Annotated in this window: 17 protein-coding genes; 1 reads left to right on the forward strand and 16 read right to left on the reverse strand. The window is 67.0% G+C overall.

All coding sequences use genetic code 11. The annotated features are described in order from the left end of the window. Positions 1-1,132 precede the first annotated feature (1,132 nt). From ade to QQK83_RS15765, 5 genes are read right to left on the reverse strand one after another with little or no spacing between them, the layout of a single operon-like run. On the reverse strand, positions 1,133-2,827 hold the full coding sequence (gene ade, locus QQK83_RS15745) for an adenine deaminase (RefSeq protein WP_284265909.1): 1,695 nt from the start codon (positions 2,825-2,827) through the stop codon (positions 1,133-1,135). Positions 2,828-2,831: 4 nt separating this feature from the next. Continuing rightward, positions 2,832-4,403, reverse strand: a complete 1,572-nt coding sequence (locus QQK83_RS15750; protein ID WP_284265911.1) for an ABC transporter permease — start codon at positions 4,401-4,403, stop codon at positions 2,832-2,834. Continuing rightward, entirely contained in the window at positions 4,393-5,160 is a 768-nt protein-coding gene (locus QQK83_RS15755) for an ABC transporter ATP-binding protein (protein ID WP_284265912.1), read from the reverse strand. Before QQK83_RS15755 ends, QQK83_RS15750 begins: the two co-directional genes overlap by 11 nt. Positions 5,161-5,162: 2 nt before the next feature. Beyond that, positions 5,163-6,134 carry an ABC transporter substrate-binding protein gene (locus QQK83_RS15760; protein WP_284265915.1) on the reverse strand — a complete coding sequence of 324 codons (972 nt, stop codon included), beginning with the start codon at positions 6,132-6,134 and terminating at the stop codon, positions 5,163-5,165. A gap of 27 nt (positions 6,135-6,161) precedes the next feature. Next, complete coding sequence (locus tag QQK83_RS15765) at positions 6,162-6,908, reverse strand: 5-formyltetrahydrofolate cyclo-ligase (protein ID WP_349816238.1); 747 nt, start codon at positions 6,906-6,908, stop codon at positions 6,162-6,164. 66 nt (positions 6,909-6,974) lie between these two features. Here QQK83_RS15765 and QQK83_RS15770 point away from each other — a divergent pair, with 66 nt between their 5' ends. Beyond that, positions 6,975-7,823 carry a MurR/RpiR family transcriptional regulator gene (locus QQK83_RS15770; RefSeq protein WP_284265919.1) on the forward strand — a complete coding sequence of 283 codons (849 nt, stop codon included), beginning with the start codon at positions 6,975-6,977 and terminating at the stop codon, positions 7,821-7,823. Positions 7,824-8,168: 345 nt separating this feature from the next. Here QQK83_RS15770 and eutC read toward each other — a convergent pair whose 3' ends face one another. From eutC to QQK83_RS15825, 11 genes are all read right to left on the reverse strand, one after another. Next, entirely contained in the window at positions 8,169-8,939 is a 771-nt protein-coding gene (eutC, locus tag QQK83_RS15775; RefSeq protein ID WP_284265921.1) for an ethanolamine ammonia-lyase subunit EutC, read from the reverse strand. Next, positions 8,936-10,312: an ethanolamine ammonia-lyase subunit EutB gene (locus QQK83_RS15780; RefSeq protein WP_284265923.1), complete on the reverse strand. Its 1,377-nt coding sequence runs from the start codon at positions 10,310-10,312 to the stop codon at positions 8,936-8,938. The genes eutC and QQK83_RS15780 overlap by 4 nt, the downstream gene beginning before the upstream one ends. 65 nt (positions 10,313-10,377) lie before the next feature. Beyond that, positions 10,378-11,391: an ACR3 family arsenite efflux transporter gene (gene arsB / locus QQK83_RS15785; RefSeq protein ID WP_284265924.1), complete on the reverse strand. Its 1,014-nt coding sequence runs from the start codon at positions 11,389-11,391 to the stop codon at positions 10,378-10,380. Positions 11,392-11,415: 24 nt separating this feature from the next. Next, positions 11,416-12,102: an ABC transporter ATP-binding protein gene (locus tag QQK83_RS15790; RefSeq protein ID WP_284265926.1), complete on the reverse strand. Its 687-nt coding sequence runs from the start codon at positions 12,100-12,102 to the stop codon at positions 11,416-11,418. Next, complete coding sequence (locus QQK83_RS15795) at positions 12,099-12,848, reverse strand: ABC transporter ATP-binding protein (RefSeq protein WP_284265928.1); 750 nt, start codon at positions 12,846-12,848, stop codon at positions 12,099-12,101. Before QQK83_RS15795 ends, QQK83_RS15790 begins: the two co-directional genes overlap by 4 nt. Next, positions 12,841-13,824, reverse strand: coding sequence for a branched-chain amino acid ABC transporter permease (locus tag QQK83_RS15800; protein ID WP_284265931.1), 984 nt, complete (start codon positions 13,822-13,824; stop codon positions 12,841-12,843). The genes QQK83_RS15795 and QQK83_RS15800 overlap by 8 nt, the downstream gene beginning before the upstream one ends. Next, positions 13,821-14,741, reverse strand: coding sequence for a branched-chain amino acid ABC transporter permease (locus tag QQK83_RS15805; protein ID WP_284265932.1), 921 nt, complete (start codon positions 14,739-14,741; stop codon positions 13,821-13,823). The genes QQK83_RS15800 and QQK83_RS15805 overlap by 4 nt, the downstream gene beginning before the upstream one ends. Before the next feature lie 66 nt (positions 14,742-14,807). After that, complete coding sequence (locus QQK83_RS15810) at positions 14,808-15,944, reverse strand: ABC transporter substrate-binding protein (protein ID WP_284265933.1); 1,137 nt, start codon at positions 15,942-15,944, stop codon at positions 14,808-14,810. Between the two features lie 103 nt (positions 15,945-16,047). Then, entirely contained in the window at positions 16,048-16,680 is a 633-nt protein-coding gene (aat, locus tag QQK83_RS15815) for a leucyl/phenylalanyl-tRNA--protein transferase (protein WP_284265934.1), read from the reverse strand. Positions 16,681-16,831: 151 nt separating this feature from the next. After that, positions 16,832-18,178 (reverse strand): acetyl-CoA carboxylase biotin carboxylase subunit, encoded by a 1,347-nt coding sequence (accC, locus tag QQK83_RS15820; protein WP_284265938.1) that lies wholly within the window; start codon positions 18,176-18,178, stop codon positions 16,832-16,834. 14 nt (positions 18,179-18,192) lie between these two features. Further along, positions 18,193-18,473, reverse strand: a 281-nt coding sequence (locus QQK83_RS15825) for an acetyl-CoA carboxylase biotin carboxyl carrier protein (RefSeq protein ID WP_284265936.1), incomplete at its 5' end; no start/stop codon positions are given.

Genomic DNA, 18,473 nt, shown 5'->3' on the forward strand with positions numbered 1-18,473 from the left:
CTTCCACATCGGTCTCCATGATCAGTTGCAGCACGGCTTCGGCAATGCCGCGCAGGAAGTCGCCCTGATCGTGCTTGGCCAGAAGCTCGGACAGGTCCATGTTCGTCTTGGTCATCGGGGGCTCCGTATGGTCCGTGGTTGAAGTCGCCAAACTCCACCTCGAACATACACCTCGATGGCCACCAGGGATCACACCGAACGTATCGGTGAAATTACACCACGCTCGCGGACGCTACCGCGACTTCTTCGCTCTTTGCCTTGATCTAGATTGCGAAGCGGAACGTGCCCGGCTGGCAAAATGTTACGGGCGATAGGCACCCGGTCACCACAACAGCGTCAGCGTCTCGGACAGCGGGATTTCAGGACGAAAGGGCAGCGAACTGCCCAAGGGGATCATTGGCGGCTTCTGGGATGACGAGGAACTGGCCGAGCCACAAGCAGAAAGAGATAGCGGAAGCCGACGTCGGCGGCATCTGGTTGGGTCGAGCGCTGCAGCTACTTGGCCACATCCCATCCAAGGATCACGCAATACCGCAAGTTGGCCCTCTCCCTCTTCTCTTGGCTGGTCCCAATCGACCACCGCCGACTACATGTCGTGGCGCAGGGCGGGGTGGCGCCACCACCTTCGTGTGCTTAAAGTTTGCAGTGCGGGTTCGCTCCGAATGCAAACGGAGCCGAGGAGAACGCTGAATGCCATTGAACGCAGCCACCGAGGCCGCGCGATCCTCTGTCGCGCCGATGGAGGATCGAACCGAAGCAGTAGTAATACGAGGCGGTTAGGCAGCTCGCATGAGCCGCCCTTGTGTACGGGATGACTCTCGCACCTTTTCAGGCGCCAAGACTGGAAAGACGTCAATGGGCCTTTGCACGCTCCGCCTGCCAATTCTACGCCGCAACCCGCGGAACCACCCTCTCCACCAACCGCAGAAATCGTGAGTTGCAAGTCCCCGCAACCAATTTCCTATAGCAATCAATATATATCGAGGCGTTGCCGATAGGCGAGAGCCCTGAACCCACTTGGATCGAGCAGGATCAATAACTTGGCCCTCAGGTGCAAATCGCCCCGCAACCAACTGTGCGACCATGCACCCAGCTCGTCGGGACGGCGCGCCTTGTCGTTTGGCGCCATAGGTCAGCCGATCAGCTCGAAGCGCTTTACATCGACCATGCCGCGGTCGGTGATTTTCAGTGCCGGGATGACGGGCAGGGCAAGGAAGGCCAGTTGCAGAAACGGCTCCCTGAGGGTGACGCCCAATGATGTCGCGGCGCTGCGCAGACACTCGAGATCCGCCCTGACCTGTTCGAAGGGTGCAAGGCTCATCAGCCCAGCTACCGGCAGCGACAGTTCCGCAAGGACCTTGCCGTCCTGCGCAACCACAAAGCCGCCCTCGATCTGTGCCAGTCGGTTGGCAGCCAGCGCCATGTCGGCATAGTCCACCCCGACACAGGCGATGTTGTGGTGATCGTGGCAGACCGTTGACGCGATGGCCCCCGCCTTCAGGCCGAAGCCGCGCACGAAGCCGTTGGCGATATTGCCGTTCTTGCCGTGTCTTTCCACCACCGCGATCCGGGCCAGGTCGCGGGCAGGATCGGGGGGGGTGTCGCCATCCACGATCGGCACGGTCTCATGCAGGTGCTCGGTGATGATCTTGCCCTCGAGAATGCCGATCACGTCGGTCTCTTCGCGGTTGGGTGTCGTCCGGAAGTCGCGCGCCGTCAGGTGGGGGGCGCGTACCGACCGGCGCGCGACCGGTGCGACGCCGCCCCGCGAGGCGAAGGCGGCCTCGTCCACCACGACGCCCCCCGCGATGACCTTGGCGACCCTGCAGGTCGCCACATCCGACAGGGCCACGATGTCGGCGCGCCGCCCCGGTGCGATCTGGCCGCGATCCTTGAGGCCGAACGCCTCGGCCCCCGACAGCGAGGCGGCGCGATAGGCGGCCAGGGGGGACGTGCCAAGCCGGATCAGTTCGGCGATCATGAAGTTCAGGTGACCCTCTTCGCCGATATCCAGCGGGTTCCGGTCGTCGGTGCACAGGCACATGTAGGGCGCGGTGACGTCCGTCAGCAGCGGTTGCAGCGCGTGCAGATCCTTGGAGACCGAGCCCTCGCGGATCAGAACGCGCATGCCTTTCTGGAGCTTCTCCAGCGCCTCGTCTGCGGTGGTCGCCTCGTGCTCGGTGCGAATCCCCGCGGCGGCATAGGCGTTCAGGTCGCGCCCAGAAAGCTGGGGACAATGGCCGTCGATATGGCGACCGTCGAACAGGCGCAGCTTGGCCAGGGCACCGGGGTCGCGGTGGATCACCCCGGGGTAATTCATGAACTCCGCCAGCCCGATGCCAGAGGGATGCTTCATCAGCGCCGCCAGATCCTCGGCGTCGATCCGTGCGCCGGCGGTTTCCATCTCGGTCGAGGGCACACAGGACGAAAGCTGAACCCGGATGTCCATGAGCGTGTGCTCGCTGGCTTGCTGGAAATACCGGATACCCTCGATGCCGATCACGTTGGCGATCTCGTGGGGGTCGCAGATTGCGGTGGTGACGCCCAGGGGTGTGACGCAACGGTCGAATTCGAACGGGGTGACGAGCGAGGACTCGATATGCAGATGCGTGTCGATGAAACCCGGCACCAGCGTCAGCCCGGTCACGTCGACAACCGCGTGCCCGGCGTAGTCCGCGCCGATGCCGACGATCGTGTCGCCGCAAATCGCCACGTCGCCGGGGATCATGGTGTCGGTCACGAGGTCCCAGACCGTCCCGCCGCGCAGCACAAGCTCCGCCGTCGCATCGCCGCGCCCCTGCGCGATACGGGTTTCCAGGTCGCTCATCGCCTCACTCCGCCGTTGCCATGCCAAGTCGCCGCAGGACCCGCCGCTCCACCATGACGACAGCCTGGTAGAACAGGACCGAAAGAAGGACCGATACGGCCGCGACGGTCCAGATCATGCCGTAATCGAGGAACCCGCGCGACTGGTTGAGCAGGTTGCCGAGGCCCTTTCCCGTGGCCAGCCATTCCGCGATCATCACGCCGAGAAGCGCACGCGGCACAGTCAGGCGGGTCGCGGCGAACAGGTAGGGCAGCGAGGCGGGAATCGTGACCATGCGCATCTCGGTCCAGCGTGCCGCCCCATAGGCGCGCGGCAGCTCTTCGGCGCTGCGCGGCACCAGGGCCAGTCCCTGGGCCAGAGTGACGAAGGCCGGGAAGAATGTCACCGAGATCGTGACCCAAAGCGTGAGCGACGTGCCGCGACCCAGGATCAGGACCAGAAGGGGTGTAAGGGCGACCAGCGGCATGGTCTGCGTGACAAGCGCCACGGGCATGAAGGCGTCGATGGCGCGCGGGAAAAGCCGGGACGAGATCGCCAGCAGGAAAGCAAACCCGAGGCCTGCCGCCATCCCGAGGAAGGTGATCGGCAGGGTTTCCGCCAGCGCCGCCAGAAGCCGCGCCTGCGCGCTTTCGGCGGTGGGGCCGAGGAACAGGTAATCGACGACGCCCCAGGGTGTCTTCGAGATCAGGTCCGGCACGCCGGTCACCTCGATGAACGCCCACCACACAAGGAACGGCAGCGCGATGGTGCCGAGCGTCAGGGCGAGGCGCGCGGCGGGGTGCCCGGCGCGTGGTGCGGCATCCGGCACCGCCGTGTTCAGCGTGACCGCGCGCGAGGCGCCGATCGTGCGGGCGGCGAGAAGCGCGAAGAGGCCGTAGGACAGGCCAGCGATCACAGTAGCGACCAGCCCGATGCCCCAGAGCCGATCCGGCTCGCCGCGCCCGAGCGAACCGAGGAGATAGGCCCCGAGGCCCCAGCGCCCGCCGCCGCCGAACTCGGCCAGAATGGCCCCGAGAACCGCATTGGGCGCAGCCACGCGAAGCCCTGCCAGGATCGAGGGCAGCGCGCCGCGGAACTGCACCCGGCGCAGGACGTCCCAGCGGGTGCCGCCATAGGCACGGATCACATCGGTCGCGCGGCTGTCGGCCTGGCTCAAGCCGATGACCGTGGCCGTCATGGTGACGAAATAGACCCCAAGTGCTGCAAGCGCGATCCGGGGCGCCATCCCCGACAGGGTCAGCACCAGGATGGGTGCTATGGCGATGGGGGGCAGGGCGAAGACCGCGATGTTCACGCCCCGAAACAGCCTGAGGGTGGTGGGCGAAAGCGCGAAGATCACGCCGGCGCCGATACCGAGCGCATTGCCGATCAGGAACCCGACCGTCGAGGCATAGAGCGTGGCCCAGATGTGGCGTGGATAGTCGCCCCAGTCGATCCAGAGCCGGATCAGGATCTCGGAAATGCCGGGGAGCGCTCCACCGGCCACCAGGTCGAACCGCCCGACGATTTCCCAGATCAGCAGAAGGATCGCCACGTTGCGCAGCCCGCGCCACTGGCCCGATGCCTCAGCCGCCATGCAGCACCTCTGCGATATGGTCGCAGACGCGGTGAAAGGCCGGGTCCGAGAACAGCCCCGGCGCGCGCGGGCGGTCGAAGCCCACGTCGATCACATCGACGATCCGGCCGGGGTTGGCGTGCATGACCACAACGCGGTCAGCCAGGAACACGGCTTCGTCGATGCCGTGGGTGACCAGGAGCGCGGTCGATCCGGTCTCGGTCCAGATGCGTTGCAGTTCCTGGTTCATCTGGCGACGCAGGATCTGGTCCAATGCGCCGAAGGGTTCGTCCATGAACAGGATCTGCGGATGGGTGACAAGGGCGCGGGCAATGGCGACCCGCTGGCGCATGCCGCCCGACAATTCGCCGGGCAGGGCGTTTTCGTATCCCTTCAGCCCGACAAGCTCGATCATGTGCTGGACATGGTCACGGGCCTCCGGGATCGAGCGGCCAAGCACCTCGAGCGGCACTTCGATGTTGCGACGGACACTGCGCCAGGGCAGCAAGGCGGCGTCCTGGAAAGCAACCCCGGTCTCGCCGGCCCTGGCGGCGCCCATCGGGGCCTTTCCGGCGATCCGGACCTCTCCGGTATCGGGTGTTTCAAGCCCGAGCGCGATACGCATCACCGTGGATTTTCCGCATCCCGAAGGCCCGATGATCGCGGTGAACGAGCCCTTCGGGCAGGACAAGGTGACGTCGCGCAGCGCCTCGACCACCTTGCCCCGCCCGGCAAAGGTCTTGCCAACCCCGGAAAGAGAGATTCCGTCCGGGGTCACGCTCAGATCTCCTCGAGCAGCGTCGTGTCGAACATGTCGCGCGTGCCGTTGATGCCCACCTCGGCAAGCGCGCGCAGGTTCGCCTCGATGCCTTCCTCGGTCATCGCCATGTAGCCCGCCGGGCTTTCCATCAGCGGTTGCTGTGCATTGTTGAAGAAGATCTCGTTCTCGATGGTCCGGCCCGTGCCCGCGAACCAGGTATCGGCCCATCTCGGCGGCCAGAGGTTCGGGTCGCGGAAATTCTCTTCCCAGCCCCGGCGCGACGCGCGCAACCAGGCCACCAGCTCGGCCCGCTTCGAGGCAAGCGTCTCCTCGGTCACGACGACGGTGTCGTTGTAGATGGTGAAGCCGAAATCATAGAGCAGGAAGGAGGTCGCCTCCACGCCCTGCTGGCTGATCGTGTAGGGCACGTTGGTCGTGAAATCGAGGCTGGCATCGATCTCGCCCCGGATGAGCGGGGTGGGGTCATAGGCGTAGGGCACGATGTTCACCTCGCCGGGGTCGATCCCGTTCAGCGCCAGCATGGCGTTCACCGAGATCACGTTCACGGGCGGCACGGCCAGCGTCTTGCCGATCAGGTCGCGGGGTTCGTTGATCGGATTGGACGCCAGCGAGACGATGCCGATGGGGTTCTTCTGGTATTGCGCGCCGATGATCTTGAAGGGCGCGCCCTGTTCGACGATGGCCTTGATGGTCGTGTCGGGTGTGGTCAGCGCAAGGTCCGCGCGACCCGCGATGATCGTGCTTTCCGGGATCACGTCAGGGCCGCCCGGCAGATAGGTCAGGTCCAGCCCCTCTTCGGCATAGTAGCCCTCGTCGATGCCGATGAAATAGCCGGCGAATTCGGCGTCGTTGATCCATGCGGCCTGCATGGTGAAGGGCGTGGCCGCGCGGGCGCGGAAAGGCAGGGACGTCGCCGCGGCGGTTGCGGCAGCAGTTCCCAGGAAGTGACGGCGGTTCAGTCTGAGGCTCATCGGCAGGGGCTCCTCTTGTTGGATGGGTCAGGCAAGGCCTTGCAGGCGCTGAAGCTCCTGCAGGGGCGGTGTGTCGGCGATCTGCTTGGGTTCGAGCAGGGGCCATTTCACGCCGCGGGGCCGCTTGGCGCGGCGTTCGACCACATGGGTGCGCGTTGGCGTGAAGATCGTGTCAACGAGAATGTCGGTCTCCGAGGGCTGCAACTGGTCCTCGACGAGTTGCACGTCATGCACGACGGCGTGGACCGGCGTGTCGTCATCCACGAGGCCAAGATCCGTGAACATGCCCCATTCCAGGTCGAAGAAGCCGTGCCCCTTGCCGAACCGGACACCGTTGACGGAAACGGCGGACGCACCGGTCACGAGGTAGTCGAACCGGCCCTTTCGGGCGATCTCCTCCAGGGTGATCGGCACGCCGAAATGCTCCATCCCGTCCAGCCAGGACGCATAGAGTGCTGCGCCTTCAGGCACCGTTGCGGGATCGAGGTACAGGAACCCGCGGTAGATCCCGTAGGTCGACATCACGAATGGCTTGCCGACCTCGATCATCCGACGCCGCAGGTCGGCCAGGCAATTGTCCGGGGTAATGAAGGCAAAGCGGCTGTCGCCATAGGCCGGGTCCTGCACGACGCGTTCCGTGGCCGCCTCGGACCCTTCGAAATCGGGAATGACCTCTGCGAAGTTCATGTGAAACCGGGTGTCCGGTCTCGCCACGTCTTTCAGTTTCGTCCATATCTTTTCGCGGATTGTCTTGGAGGTCGACATGGTGTCCATTTCGTGCGTTTCATTGTTTCACAACCATGAAACAAGAGTTCCAGACGTCAAGGAAAATCGTGTCCCATGGCCTCGAGACTGATCCTCAGAATCCAGGAGCGTTCGTCGCGGCTGACGTCGAGCGAAAGGAAGATCGCCCAGGTTCTTTTGCAAAATCAGAGCCTTGTTGAAACTCATACCGCCACGGAACTGGCCGCTCGCGCGGGCGTGTCAAAGGCAACAACTGCCCGTTTCTTCCGCAGTTTGGGATATGCGGACTTCGAAGAGGTCCGACTTCAGGCCCGTGAAGAGCGCAACCGGCGCGAGCCGTATGCCGACCTCGAATCGATGTCCCAACCCGCGACATTCGGGCGGACCATCTCCGACCACCTGGAACTGGAATTGCGCAACCTCACGCGGACCTTCGAGGAGCTGCGGTCCGACCTGTTGCCCGACATCGCGCAAATCCTCGAGACAGCACCGCGCATATGGTTGGTCGGTTTCGGCGATGAACAGGGTGTGGCCCGGCTGGGCCAATTGCTCTTTGCGCGGCTGCGCCATGGCGTCCATGAATTGAGCGGGCAGGGGCAGAGCTGGGCGAACGAGCTCTCGATGACAGGCCCCCGTGATGCACTGATCCTGCTGACCTTCGAGCCACGCCCGAAACTGCTGCGTTCGCTGCTCGCCCATGCCCGCACCACGCGCATGCGGATCATCACGCTGACCGATCACGCCTATGCGGCGCAGGCCGAGCGCTTTTCCGACGTTGTCCTGCCCTGCCATGTCGCCAGCTACGGGACACTGCCCACGCATGCCACGATGCTGTCGGTGTTGCGTTTGATTGCAGTGGCATACCTCGGACGCAATCCGGAGGCTGTGGGCCAACGGATCACCACGTTGGCGGCTATCGACGAAGAACTCGACCTCTTCGAATGAAGCCCGCGCAGCCTTGCCGCAAGATCAGTTTTCTGCCGGGCCAAGTGTCCGCAATCCAACGTCCGAGGCGCGAAAGCGCCTTGAACTCACCCTGAGCCGAGACAGCGGTCGGAGTGTGATCGACGCAAGTATTGGCAGCGACAGAACCGGGTTTCGGTAGTATGGCACCGTCTCACGCCTGCTTGCCGTCGTCACGCCACGAGCCTCGGAACCACCCTCTCGACCAGCCGCAGGAATCGTGAGTTGCAGGTCTCCGCAACCATTCTTCCGTCTCGTGTCACGAGACCGGTCGGCCGCCCGATGGGCCGCGTTGGCATCTGTGGACGCCTCGAGCATGTGGCGTCTTCAAGGTCGCGGGGTTTGGGCCGGATGAAGCGCGACGCGCCCCAGCGCCCGGCTCAGGGCAACGCCACTTTCGCCCAGACGCCGCATGGCGAGAATGAGCCGAAGGGCCTGCTCTGCCGCGTCCTCCACGCCCGTGCCCGCCTCGCGGATGTTCGAGATGCAGTTGCGCGCGCTGTCGGGCGTCTGCGGCTCGGGCCGGTGCGTGATGTAGACCCCGAGGCTGTCCGAGGCCGACAGGCCCGGCCGTTCCCCCAGCGCCATCACCACCGTCTCTGCCTCCATCGCCTGCGCGATGCCGTCGCCAAGCGCCACCCGCGCCTGCCGGGCCAGGATCACCGGACCCATGCGCAGCCCCTCGGCCTGCAGGCGGGCGGCAAGGGCGGCGACAAAGGCCACGCCGTTCAGCTGCACCGCTGTCGCCGACAGCCCGTCGCCCAGCACCAGCGCCACGTCGAGGCCGCCCGCGGGGCGGGGCAGGGCCGTGCGCGCCGCCTCGGGCAGCAGGCGCCCCAAATCCGGGCGGCGGATATAGGTGTCGCGCGTTGCGGCCTCGCTGGTCACGACGTGATGGGTCAGTCCGGCGCGCGCCAGCGCCGCACCCAGCGCGCCGGTGTCGATCTCCGACAGGACCGCCGCCCGCGCCTTCGCGTGATCGAGCGCGAAGCCGAGCGCGCGGCCCGTCTCCAGCGCGCGGCCCCGCGCGCCGAAGGTCAGCCGCGCTTCGGTCACGGCGCGGATCTCGGCGCGGGTGATGCCGGGGCCGTCGGTCATGCGGCGGGCAACCTGAGCTGCGACAGGGCGGCCTCGAGCGAGGGCAGCGCGGTGTCGGGCTCGCCGATCCCGTTCGCGGCCATCCACGCGGCGAACTCCGGGGCAGGGGGCTTGCCCAGCGTGTCGCGGATGAACTGCGCGTCATGGAAGGCGAGCGACTGGTAATTCAGCATGATGTCATCGGCCCCCGGCACGGTGATGACGAAATTCACCCCCGCCGCGGCCAGCGCGGTCAGAAGGATGTCCATGTCCTCCTGGTCGGCGTAGGAATGGTTGGTGTAGCAGATATCCACCCCCATCGGCAGGCCGAGCAGCTTGCCGCAGAAGTGATCCTCCAGCCCCGCGCGGATGATCTGCTTGCCGTCGGCAAGGTATTCCGGCCCGATGAACCCCACCACCGTGTTGACCAGAAGCGGCCGGTAGCGCCGGGCGACGGCATAGGCGCGCGCCTCCATCGTCTGCTGGTCCATGCCGTGATGCGCGTCGGCAGACAGGGCCGCGCCCTGTCCTGTCTCGAAATACATCAGGTTCGCGCCCTCGGGTGCGCGGCCTAGCGCGCGGATCGCCTCATGCGCCTCGTCGAGCAGGGCGAGCGTGACGCCGAAGCCCGCGTTAGCCTTGTCCGAGCCCGCGACGGACTGGAACACCAGATCGACCGGCGCGCGCGCCTCGATCGCGGCGAGCGCGGTGGTGACATGGCCGAGGCAGCAGTGCTGCGTGGGGATGTTCAGCTGGGTGCGGATCGCCTCGAGCACCTCGCAGATGCGGATGAAATCGGGTAGGCTGTCGGTGGCGGGGTTCACCCCGATCACCGCGTCGCCCGCCCCCATCATCAGCCCGTCGAGCGCCGAGAGCGCGATGCCCCGGCTGTCGTCGGTCGGGTGGTTGGGCTGGTTGCGCGTGGACAGCCTGCCGCGCAGGCCGATGGTCGAGCGGAAGCGGGTGACCACCTCGATCCTTGCAGTGACCGCGATCAGGTCCTGCGCGCGCATGATCTTGGAGACGGCGGCGACCATTTCGGGGGTCAGGCCGGGGGCGAGGGCGGCAATCTCGGCGCCGGTCGTCTTGGGCGCAAGCAGCCAGTCGCGGAACTCGCCCACGGTCAGCGCGGCCACGGGCGCAAAGGCCGCCGCGTCATGCTGCGCCGCGATCAGGGCGGTGACGGCGTCGCCATCGACCTCCAGCACATCGTCGAGGAACGCCTTGAGCGGCACATCGGCCAGGCAATGCTGCGCGGCCAGCCGCTCGACCGGGTCGTCCGCGGCAAGGCCCGCCAGCACGTCGCCGCTCCGCTCGGGCGTGGCACGCGCCAGAAGCACCTTGAGCGAGGCGAAGCTGTAGCGCGTTCCATTGATGTCGAAGCGGTAGGCCATGGCGAAAGCCTAGGCGGCACGGGCCACGCCCCGCAACGGCCAATCGCGCGCTGCGCGCTCCGATCTCAGCCTTGCTGAAACCTCGTGCGCGTGCGGTTGGCGAAGGCCACCAGCGACAGCATCACCGGAACCTCGACCAGTACGCCCACCACGGTGGCCAGCGCCGCGCCCGAGTTCAGGCCGAAGAGGCTGATGGCGACCGCGACGGCCAGTTCGAAGAAGTTGGACGTGCCGATCAGCGCGCAGGGCGCCGCGATCCGGTGCGGCACGCGCAGCATGTAGGCCGCGGCATAGGCCAGCGCGAAGATGCCGTAGGACTGGATCAGGATCGGCACCGCGATCAGCGCGATGATGAGCGGCCGGTCGAGGATCACCTGCCCCTGCAGGCTGAACAGGATCACCACCGTGGCGATCAGGCCGATGACCGACCACGGCTTCACGCGGTCGCGGAAGGCCGCGATCCGCGCGTCGCTGCCCAGCCGCGCCCGCGTCGCAAGCCCCGCGGCCAGCGGCAGCGCCACGAACAGCACCACCGACAGGATCAGCGTCTCCCACGGCACGGTGATGTCGGCCACGCCCAATAGAACCGCGACGATGGGCGCGAAGGCGAAGACCATCACCACGTCGTTCACCGAGACCTGCAACAGCGTATAGGCCTCGTCCCCGCGGGTCAGCTGCGACCAGACGAAGACCATCGCCGTGCAGGGGGCGGCCCCCAGCAGGATCAGCCCCGCGATGTATTGCTGCGCATCCTCGGGCGCGATCAGGTCGGCGAAGACGACCTCGAAGAACACCACGCCAAGGGCGGCCATGGTGAAGGGCTTGATCAGCCAGTTCACCGCCAGCGTGATGGCAAGACCCCTGGGTTGGCGGACCACGCCCTTCAGGCTTCCGGGGTCGACGCCCACCATCATCGGGTAGACCATCGCCCAGATCAGCACGGCCACGACAAGGTTGACGTTCGCCACCTCGGCCGCGGCGATGCCCGCGACAAGGCCCGGCACAAGGCTGCCCAGCGCGATCCCCGCGACCATGGCCAGCCCGACCCAGAGGGTCAGGTAACGCTCGAAACGGCCCATGACATGCCCCTTGTACCGCGCGCCTCAGACACCGACGTGCCGGGCGCTCGTTTCCGCGTCGAGCGCGTCCATCGCGCCCGCCCATGCCACCTGCCCGCGGGCGACAAGGACGGCACGGTCGGCCACGCCCTTAAGCTCTTTCAATGACTTGTCGATGACAAGAAGCGACAGGCCCGTCTCGGTCTTGAGCCGGGCGATGGCCTCCCAGATCTCGGCCCGGATCAGGGGGGCCAGCCCCTCGGTCGCCTCGTCGAGGATCAGGAGCCGCGGGTTCGTCATCAGCGCGCGCCCGATGGCCAGCATCTGCTGCTCACCCCCCGAGAGCGTCGAGGCGCGCTGCCCCCGCCGTTCGGCCAGCCGCGGGAACAGCCCGGCCACGCGCGACAGGTCCCAATGCCCGCGCCGCGCGGCGACGACGAGGTTCTCCTCGACCGTCAGGTCGCGGAAACAGCGCCGCCCCTCGGGCACCAGCCCGATGCCCAGCTGCGCCGTCCGGTGGCTGGCGAGCCGCGTCAGGTCATGGCCGTCGAAGACGAGCCGCCCTTGCGCCGGCAGCATCCGGCAGATGGCGCGCACGGTGGTGGTCTTGCCCATGCCGTTGCGGCCCATCATCGCCACCGCCTCCCCCTCCGACAGGGTCAGGTCCATGCCGAACAGCGCCTGGCTTGCACCATAGCTGGCGGTGACGCCCTCGAGCGTGAGCAGGCTCATCCCTCGTCTCCCAGGTAGGCCTCGCGCACGGCGGCGTCGGCGCGGATCGCGTCGGGCGGGCCGCTGGCGATGATCTTGCCGTAGACCAGCACGCTGATCCGGTCGGCCAGTGCAAAGACGGCGTCCATGTCATGCTCCACCAGCAGGATCGGCGCCTCGTGCCGGAGGGTGTCGAGAAGCGCGGTCATCTTCTGCCCGCCCTCGGCCCCCAGCCCCGCCATGGGTTCATCCATGACGAAGGCCGCGGGCCTGAGCGTGAGGGCGACCGCCACCTCGAGCTGCCGCCGCTCGCCATGGCTCAGGTCCGCGGTGCGCATCGCGGCCTTCTCCAGCAGGCCCACACGGTCCAGCGCGGCCTCCGCCGTCTGGCGCAAGTCGCGGTCCGACAGCACGGGGCGGAACAGCCGCCACGGATTGCCCGTGGCCCCCAGCGCGCCCAGCAGGGCGTTTTGCAGGACGGTATCCTCCATCGCCAGCGCCGAGATCTGGAAGGTCCGCGCCAGCCCCAGCCGCGCCCGCGCGCGGGTGGGCAGCGCCGTCACGTCCTGCCCCCGCAGCCGGATCGTGCCCGCGTCGGGCGCGAGCGCGCCGCAGATCTGCGCGATCAGCGTGGTCTTGCCCGCCCCGTTCGGGCCGATCACGGCGTGGATTTCGCCGGGCCGAAGGCTCAGGTCGATGCTGTCCGACACGACCAGCGCGCCGAAGCTCTTGGTCAATCCGCTTATGTCGAGAACCGGCTCAGTCATGGCTCTTTGCCCGCCCTGCCAGCAGTCCCACGACACCCCCGCGCGCGAACAGCACGATGCCGAGCAAGAGCGCGCCGAGGTAGATGTGCCAATAGTCGCTCAGGTCGCCCAGAACATGCTCCATCGCCACGAAGAGCACCGCGCCGGCGACAGGACCGAACAGCCGCGCGACGCCGCCGAGGATGACGAAGATCATGATCTCGCCCGACATGTGCCAGCTGAACATGGTGGGGCTGACGAAGCGGTTGAGATCGGCGAAGAGCGCGCCGGCCAGCCCCGTGATCGCGCCCGAGATGACGAAGACCACCAGCTTCGCCCGTTGCCCGTCGAGGCCCACGGTCTCCACCCGGTGCGGCACCTGCCGCGTGGCGTTCAGCATCAGCCCGAAGGGCGAGCGCGCGATGCGGTGCGTGAGCCAGAGCGCGGCGCAAAGCAGCGTGAAACAAAGGGCATAGAACTGGATCGGGTCGAGCGTGTTCAGCCCCGGAAACCCGTTCCTGACCCAGATCGACAGCCCGTCCTCGCCGCCATAGGCGCTCCAGGAGATGGTGAAGTAGTAGAACATCTGCCCGAAGGCGAGGGTGATCATGATGAAGTAGACGCCCGATGTGCGCAGCGACAGAAGCCCGATCAGCAGCGCCGCCAGCGCCGAGACCGTGATCGCCACCAGCCAGATCACCGGCATGGATTTCGTGCCTTCGATCAGGAAAAGCCCGTCGTAGAGTGGCAGGAAATTCTGTGCGTGATGGGCAAGGATGCCCATGGCATAGCCGCCCAGCCCGAAGAACACTGCATGTCCGAAGCTGACCATGCCGCCCAGCCCCAGCGCAAGGTTCAGACCGACCGCGGCCAGCGCGAAGATCACCGCGCGGGTGGCCAGCGTGATGGTAAAGGGCTCTCCCGCCAGATGCGCCCAGAGCGGCACGCCGATCAGGGCGGCGACAAGGGCCGCGTTGACGTATCCCTCCCGGCTCATGCGCGCACCCCGTAGAGGCCCGTGGGCCGCCAGATCAGGACGGCGGCCATCAAGAGGTAGATCGCCATCGACGACAGCGAGGCCCCGATCTGCGTGGCCGATGCGGGCTCCATGAACAGCTTGAACAACTCGGGCAGGAAGATGCCCCCCAGCGTGTCTGTCAGCCCCACGATCAGCGCGCCGACGAAGGCGCCCTTGATCGAGCCGATGCCGCCGATCACGATGACCACGAAGGCAAGGATCAGCACCGGTTCCCCCATGCCCACCTGCACCGACTGGATCGCGCCCACCAGCGCGCCCGCCAGCCCCGCCAGCGCCGCGCCAAGCGCGAAGACGAAGGTGTAGAGCGTGCGGATGTCGACGCCCAAGGCCGCGATCATCTCGCGGTCGTTCTCGCCCGCGCGGATCTGGATGCCGATGCGCGTCTTTGCAATGAGCAGCCACAGGCCAAGCGCCACGGCAAGCCCGGCGGCGATCAGCGCAAGGCGGTAGCGCGGATACTCGATGCCGAGCGGCAGGGTCACGGGGCCCGACAGCAGCGCGGGCGTGTCGAGGTAGAGCGGGAAGGAGCCGAAGATCGCCCGCGTCCCTTCGGAGAAGATCAGGATCAGCGCGAAGGTCGCCAGCACCTGGTCGAGGTGGTCGGTGTGGTAGAGCCTGCGGATCACGCTCATCTCGATGACCGCGCCCGCCATGGCGGCGGCGGCCATCGCGGCGATCAGTGCGAGCAGGAACGATCCCGTCAGCCCCGCCACCGTCGCGGCGACGAAAGCGCCCACCATGTAGAGCGAGCCATGGGCAAGGTTGATCAGGCCCATGACGCCGAAGATCAGCGTCAGCCCCGCCGCCATCAGGAACAGCATCACCCCGAATTGCAGCCCGTTCAGCACCTGCTCGACGATCAGGATCGCGGACATCTCACCCCCTCGCAAAAGACGAGGCCGGCCCGTGGACCGGCCTCGATCCGTCCGTGGACGATGTGGTTACATCTGGCACTCGGCCGCGTAGGCATCGCCGCGGTCTTCCAGCGCGACTCCCACAAGGCGGTTGGTGAAGATGTCGCCCTCCTGCACCACCTCGCGGACATAGATGTCCTGGATCGGGTGATGGTTCGGCCCGAAGGCGAAATCGCCGCGGGTCGAGACGAAATCGGCCGCGCGCAGCGCCTCGCGGAAGGCGTCGGGGTCATCCGCCGGGCTTGCGACCTCGAGCGCCGAAAGGATCAGGTTCGCCGTGTCGAACCCCTGGCTCGCGTAGAGCGAGGGCAGGCGGCCATAGGCCTCCTGGTAGGCGGCGACGAAGGCGGCGTTGGCCTCGTTGTCCAGATCGGGCGACCATTGCGAGGTGTTCACCACGCCGAGCGCATCCGCGCCCACGGCCTGCAGGATGTTCTGGTCGAAGCTGAAGGCCGGGCCGATCACGGGAATGTCGAGCCCGCTGTCGCCATACTGCCGCAGAAAGGAGATGCCCATCCCGCCCGGCAGGAAGAAGAAGACGCTGTCCGCACCCGAGGCCCGGATCTGCGCGATCTCGGCGGCGTAATCGGTCTGGCCAAGCTGGGTGTAAAGCTCACCGGCCAGCTCGCCCTCGTAGAACCGCTTGTAGCCCGCCAGCGCGTCCTGCCCGGCGGGGTAGTTCGGCGCGAGGATGAAGCTGTTGGAATAGCCCGCCGAATTGGCATAGGCGCCCGCGGCCTCGTGCAGGTTGTCGTTCTGCCATGCGACGTTGAAATAGTTGGGGTTGCAGCCGCGCCCGGCCAACTGCGAGGGGCCCGCGTTGGGCGAGAGGTAGAACACCCCCTGCGCCGTGACCGAGGGCACCACCGCCATGGCGAGGTTCGACCAGATGATCCCGGTCATGATGTCCACGTCCTCGGCCTGGATCATGCGGTCGGCCAGCTGCACGGCCACGTCGGGGGCCTGCTCGTCATCCTCGACGATCAGCGTGATGTCATCGCGGCCCGCCTGTTCCATGGCGAGCAGAAAGCCGTCGCGCACGTCGATGCCCAGCGATGCTCCGCCGCCCGACAGCGTGGTGATCATCCCGATCCGCGTCTCGGCCGTGGCCGCGCCCGCAAGCGCGATCATCGAAGCCGACAGGAGAATGCCCTTCAAAGTCATGTGGTCCGTCCCTGGTGTTATTGTCCTCATCCGGGGTCTGATAGGCCCCGTTATCCGCGCCGGGGTCAAGCCCCGAGGCGGCGGTTCCATCGCTTTGCCGCGATCACCGCGGGGCCTCGCGGTCCAATGCGAAGAAATCGGCGGGGCTGGTGACCGCCAGCTGCAACTGCCGCCGGTATTCGGCCCGTGGCAGCTCAACCGCGCCGAGGCGCTCGAGATGCTCGGTCGTGAACTGCGTGTCGAAGAGTTGAAAGCCGCCCGCGCGCAGCCGCTCGACCAGGTGGGCCAGCGCGATCTTCGAGCCGTCCGTGCGCCGCGAGAACATCGACTCGCCGAAAAAGGCCGCGCCGAGCGTCACGCCGAAGACACCGCCTGCAAGCTGGCCCTCCATCCAGACCTCGACCGACTGGCCGTAGCCGAGCGCATGCAGCGCCGTGTAGGTGCCGAAGATCTCGGCGTTGATCCAGGTCTCGGGCCGGTCGGCGCAGGCGGCGACAACGCCCGCGAAGTCGCGGTTCACGGTCACCTCGTAATCGCCCTTGGCGAGGCGGCGGCGCAGGCTGCGCGAGATGTGGAAGGCATCCAGCGGGAACACGCCGCGGCGCTGCGGGTCGACCCAGAAGATGCCGTCGTGATCCGCGCCGTCCGACATCGGAAAGATGCCGGCAGCATAAGCTCGTATCATCAGCTCCGGTGACAGCGCCGGGCGGGCCGGGCTGAACATGTCATGCGCCATGAGCGACAAGCTAGAGCGCAGTCCGGGAAAGTCCTGCGGAAACTGCAGAAGACGCGCGGGAGGCAATCCCGCGCCCAGATCGACCACCGGGCCGCCCTCCGGCAGGCGGGGGATCGCCTCCGGAGGGATCGGCGGCGCAGGCCGCGACCTGTCAGCCGAGAGTCTCGGCAAGCCAGCCCTCGAGCCAGTGGATCGTGTAATCGCCCGACTGCACCGCGGGCGCATCGAGCAGCGCGTGGAAAAGCGGGATCGTGGTGTCGACGCCGTCGATGATCAGCTCGCCCAGTGCCCGGTGCAGGCGCGCCAGCGCCTCGGGCCGGTCGCGGCCGTGGACGATCAGCTTGCCGATCAGGCTGTCGTAATAGGGCGGGATGCGGTAGCCGTCGTAGATGGCGCTGTCCATCCGCACGCCAAGGCCCCCCGGCGCGTGATACTGCGTGATCCGCCCCGGCGAGGGCGCGAAATTCGGCAGTTTCTCGGCGTTGATCCGCACCTCGATGGCATGGCCGTTCACCTCCAGGTCGCCCTGGTTGAAGGACATCGGCAGCCCTGCCGCGACGCGGATCTGCTCGCGCACGAGATCGACGCCGAAGATCGCTTCGGTCACCGGGTGTTCGACCTGCAGCCGGGTGTTCATCTCGATGAAGAAGAACTCGCCGTCCTCGTAGAGGAACTCGATCGTGCCCGCCCCCTCGTAGCCGAGGTCCGCCACGGCCTTGGCGCAGGTCGCCCCGATCCGGTCGCGGGTGGCCGGGTCGATGGCGGGGCCGGGGGCCTCTTCGAAGACCTTCTGGTGACGGCGCTGCAGCGAGCAGTCGCGCTCGCCCAGGTGCACGGCTTGCCCGCGCCCGTCGCCGAAGACCTGCACCTCGATGTGACGCGGACGCCCGAGGTATTTCTCGATATAGACCTCGTCATTGCCGAAGGCGGCCTTGGCCTCGGTCCGGGCGGTGCGAAAGGCGGTTTCCAGCTCGTCGCGGTTGCGCGCCAGCTTCATGCCGCGCCCGCCGCCGCCTGCGGTGGCCTTGACGATCACCGGGTAGCCCGCTTCCTCGGCCACGGCATAGGCGGTGTCAAGGTGATGCACCCCGCCCTCCGAGCCGGGAACGCAGGGCACGCCCAGCTTCTTCATCGTGTCCTTGGCGGTGATCTTGTCGCCCATCAGGCGGATATGCTCGGCCGAGGGGCCGATGAACTTGATCCCGTGATCCTCGATCGCCTGCACGAAATTGGCGTTTTCCGACAGGAAGCCGTAGCCGGGGTGGATCGCTTCGGCCCCGGTGATCTCGCAGGCCGAGATGATGGCCGGCATCGACAGGTAGGACTGCGCGCTCGGCGGCGGGCCGATGCAGATCGCCTCGTCGGCCATGCGCACATGCATGGCGTCGCTGTCGGCGGTGGAATGCACCGCGACAGTGGCCACCCCCATCTCGCGCGCGGCGCGGATGACGCGCAGCGCGATCTCGCCGCGGTTGGCGATGAGGATCTTGTTGAACATCGCGTCGGCCCCGCTCACTCGATGATCATGAGCGGCGCGCCGTATTCGACGGGCGCCCCATCCTCGACGAGGATGCGCTTGACGGTGCCCGCGCGGGGCGCGGGGATCTGGTTCATCGTCTTCATCGCCTCGACGATCAGGAGGGTCTGCCCCTCGCTGACCTTGTCGCCGACCGAGACGAAGGATTTCGAGCCCGGTTCGGGCTGCAGGTAGACCGTGCCCACCATGGGCGAGGTCACCGCGCCGGGCGCCTGTGCGGGATCGTCGCTGGCAGCGGGCGCCGCGGCGGCGGCCG

Origin of the sequence: Roseicyclus amphidinii, from assembly GCF_030163755.1 — a bacterium.
In the GTDB taxonomy this organism is placed as follows: Bacteria; Pseudomonadota; Alphaproteobacteria; order Rhodobacterales; family Rhodobacteraceae; genus Roseicyclus; species Roseicyclus amphidinii.

What these genes read in the sequence shown, in the direction of transcription:
- QQK83_RS15780 (WP_284265923.1), bottom strand. Translation starts at nt 10,312, where the DNA reads ATGGCCTACCGCTTCGACATCAATGGAACGCGCTACAGCTTCGCCTCG.
- accC (WP_284265938.1), bottom strand. Translation starts at nt 18,178, where the DNA reads ATGTTCAACAAGATCCTCATCGCCAACCGCGGCGAGATCGCGCTGCGC.
- QQK83_RS15790 (WP_284265926.1), bottom strand. Translation starts at nt 12,102, where the DNA reads ATGAGCCTGCTCACGCTCGAGGGCGTCACCGCCAGCTATGGTGCAAGC.
- arsB (WP_284265924.1), bottom strand. Translation starts at nt 11,391, where the DNA reads ATGGGCCGTTTCGAGCGTTACCTGACCCTCTGGGTCGGGCTGGCCATG.
- QQK83_RS15795 (WP_284265928.1), bottom strand. Translation starts at nt 12,848, where the DNA reads ATGACTGAGCCGGTTCTCGACATAAGCGGATTGACCAAGAGCTTCGGC.
- QQK83_RS15800 (WP_284265931.1), bottom strand. Translation starts at nt 13,824, where the DNA reads ATGAGCCGGGAGGGATACGTCAACGCGGCCCTTGTCGCCGCCCTGATC.
- QQK83_RS15770 (WP_284265919.1), top strand. Translation starts at nt 6,975, where the DNA reads ATGGCCTCGAGACTGATCCTCAGAATCCAGGAGCGTTCGTCGCGGCTG.
- QQK83_RS15750 (WP_284265911.1), bottom strand. Translation starts at nt 4,403, where the DNA reads ATGGCGGCTGAGGCATCGGGCCAGTGGCGCGGGCTGCGCAACGTGGCG.
- QQK83_RS15810 (WP_284265933.1), bottom strand. Translation starts at nt 15,944, where the DNA reads ATGACTTTGAAGGGCATTCTCCTGTCGGCTTCGATGATCGCGCTTGCG.
- aat (WP_284265934.1), bottom strand. Translation starts at nt 16,680, where the DNA reads ATGGCGCATGACATGTTCAGCCCGGCCCGCCCGGCGCTGTCACCGGAG.
- QQK83_RS15760 (WP_284265915.1), bottom strand. Translation starts at nt 6,134, where the DNA reads ATGAGCCTCAGACTGAACCGCCGTCACTTCCTGGGAACTGCTGCCGCA.
- eutC (WP_284265921.1), bottom strand. Translation starts at nt 8,939, where the DNA reads ATGACCGACGGCCCCGGCATCACCCGCGCCGAGATCCGCGCCGTGACC.
- ade (WP_284265909.1), bottom strand. Translation starts at nt 2,827, where the DNA reads ATGAGCGACCTGGAAACCCGTATCGCGCAGGGGCGCGGCGATGCGACG.
- QQK83_RS15765 (WP_349816238.1), bottom strand. Translation starts at nt 6,908, where the DNA reads ATGGACACCATGTCGACCTCCAAGACAATCCGCGAAAAGATATGGACG.
- QQK83_RS15805 (WP_284265932.1), bottom strand. Translation starts at nt 14,741, where the DNA reads ATGTCCGCGATCCTGATCGTCGAGCAGGTGCTGAACGGGCTGCAATTC.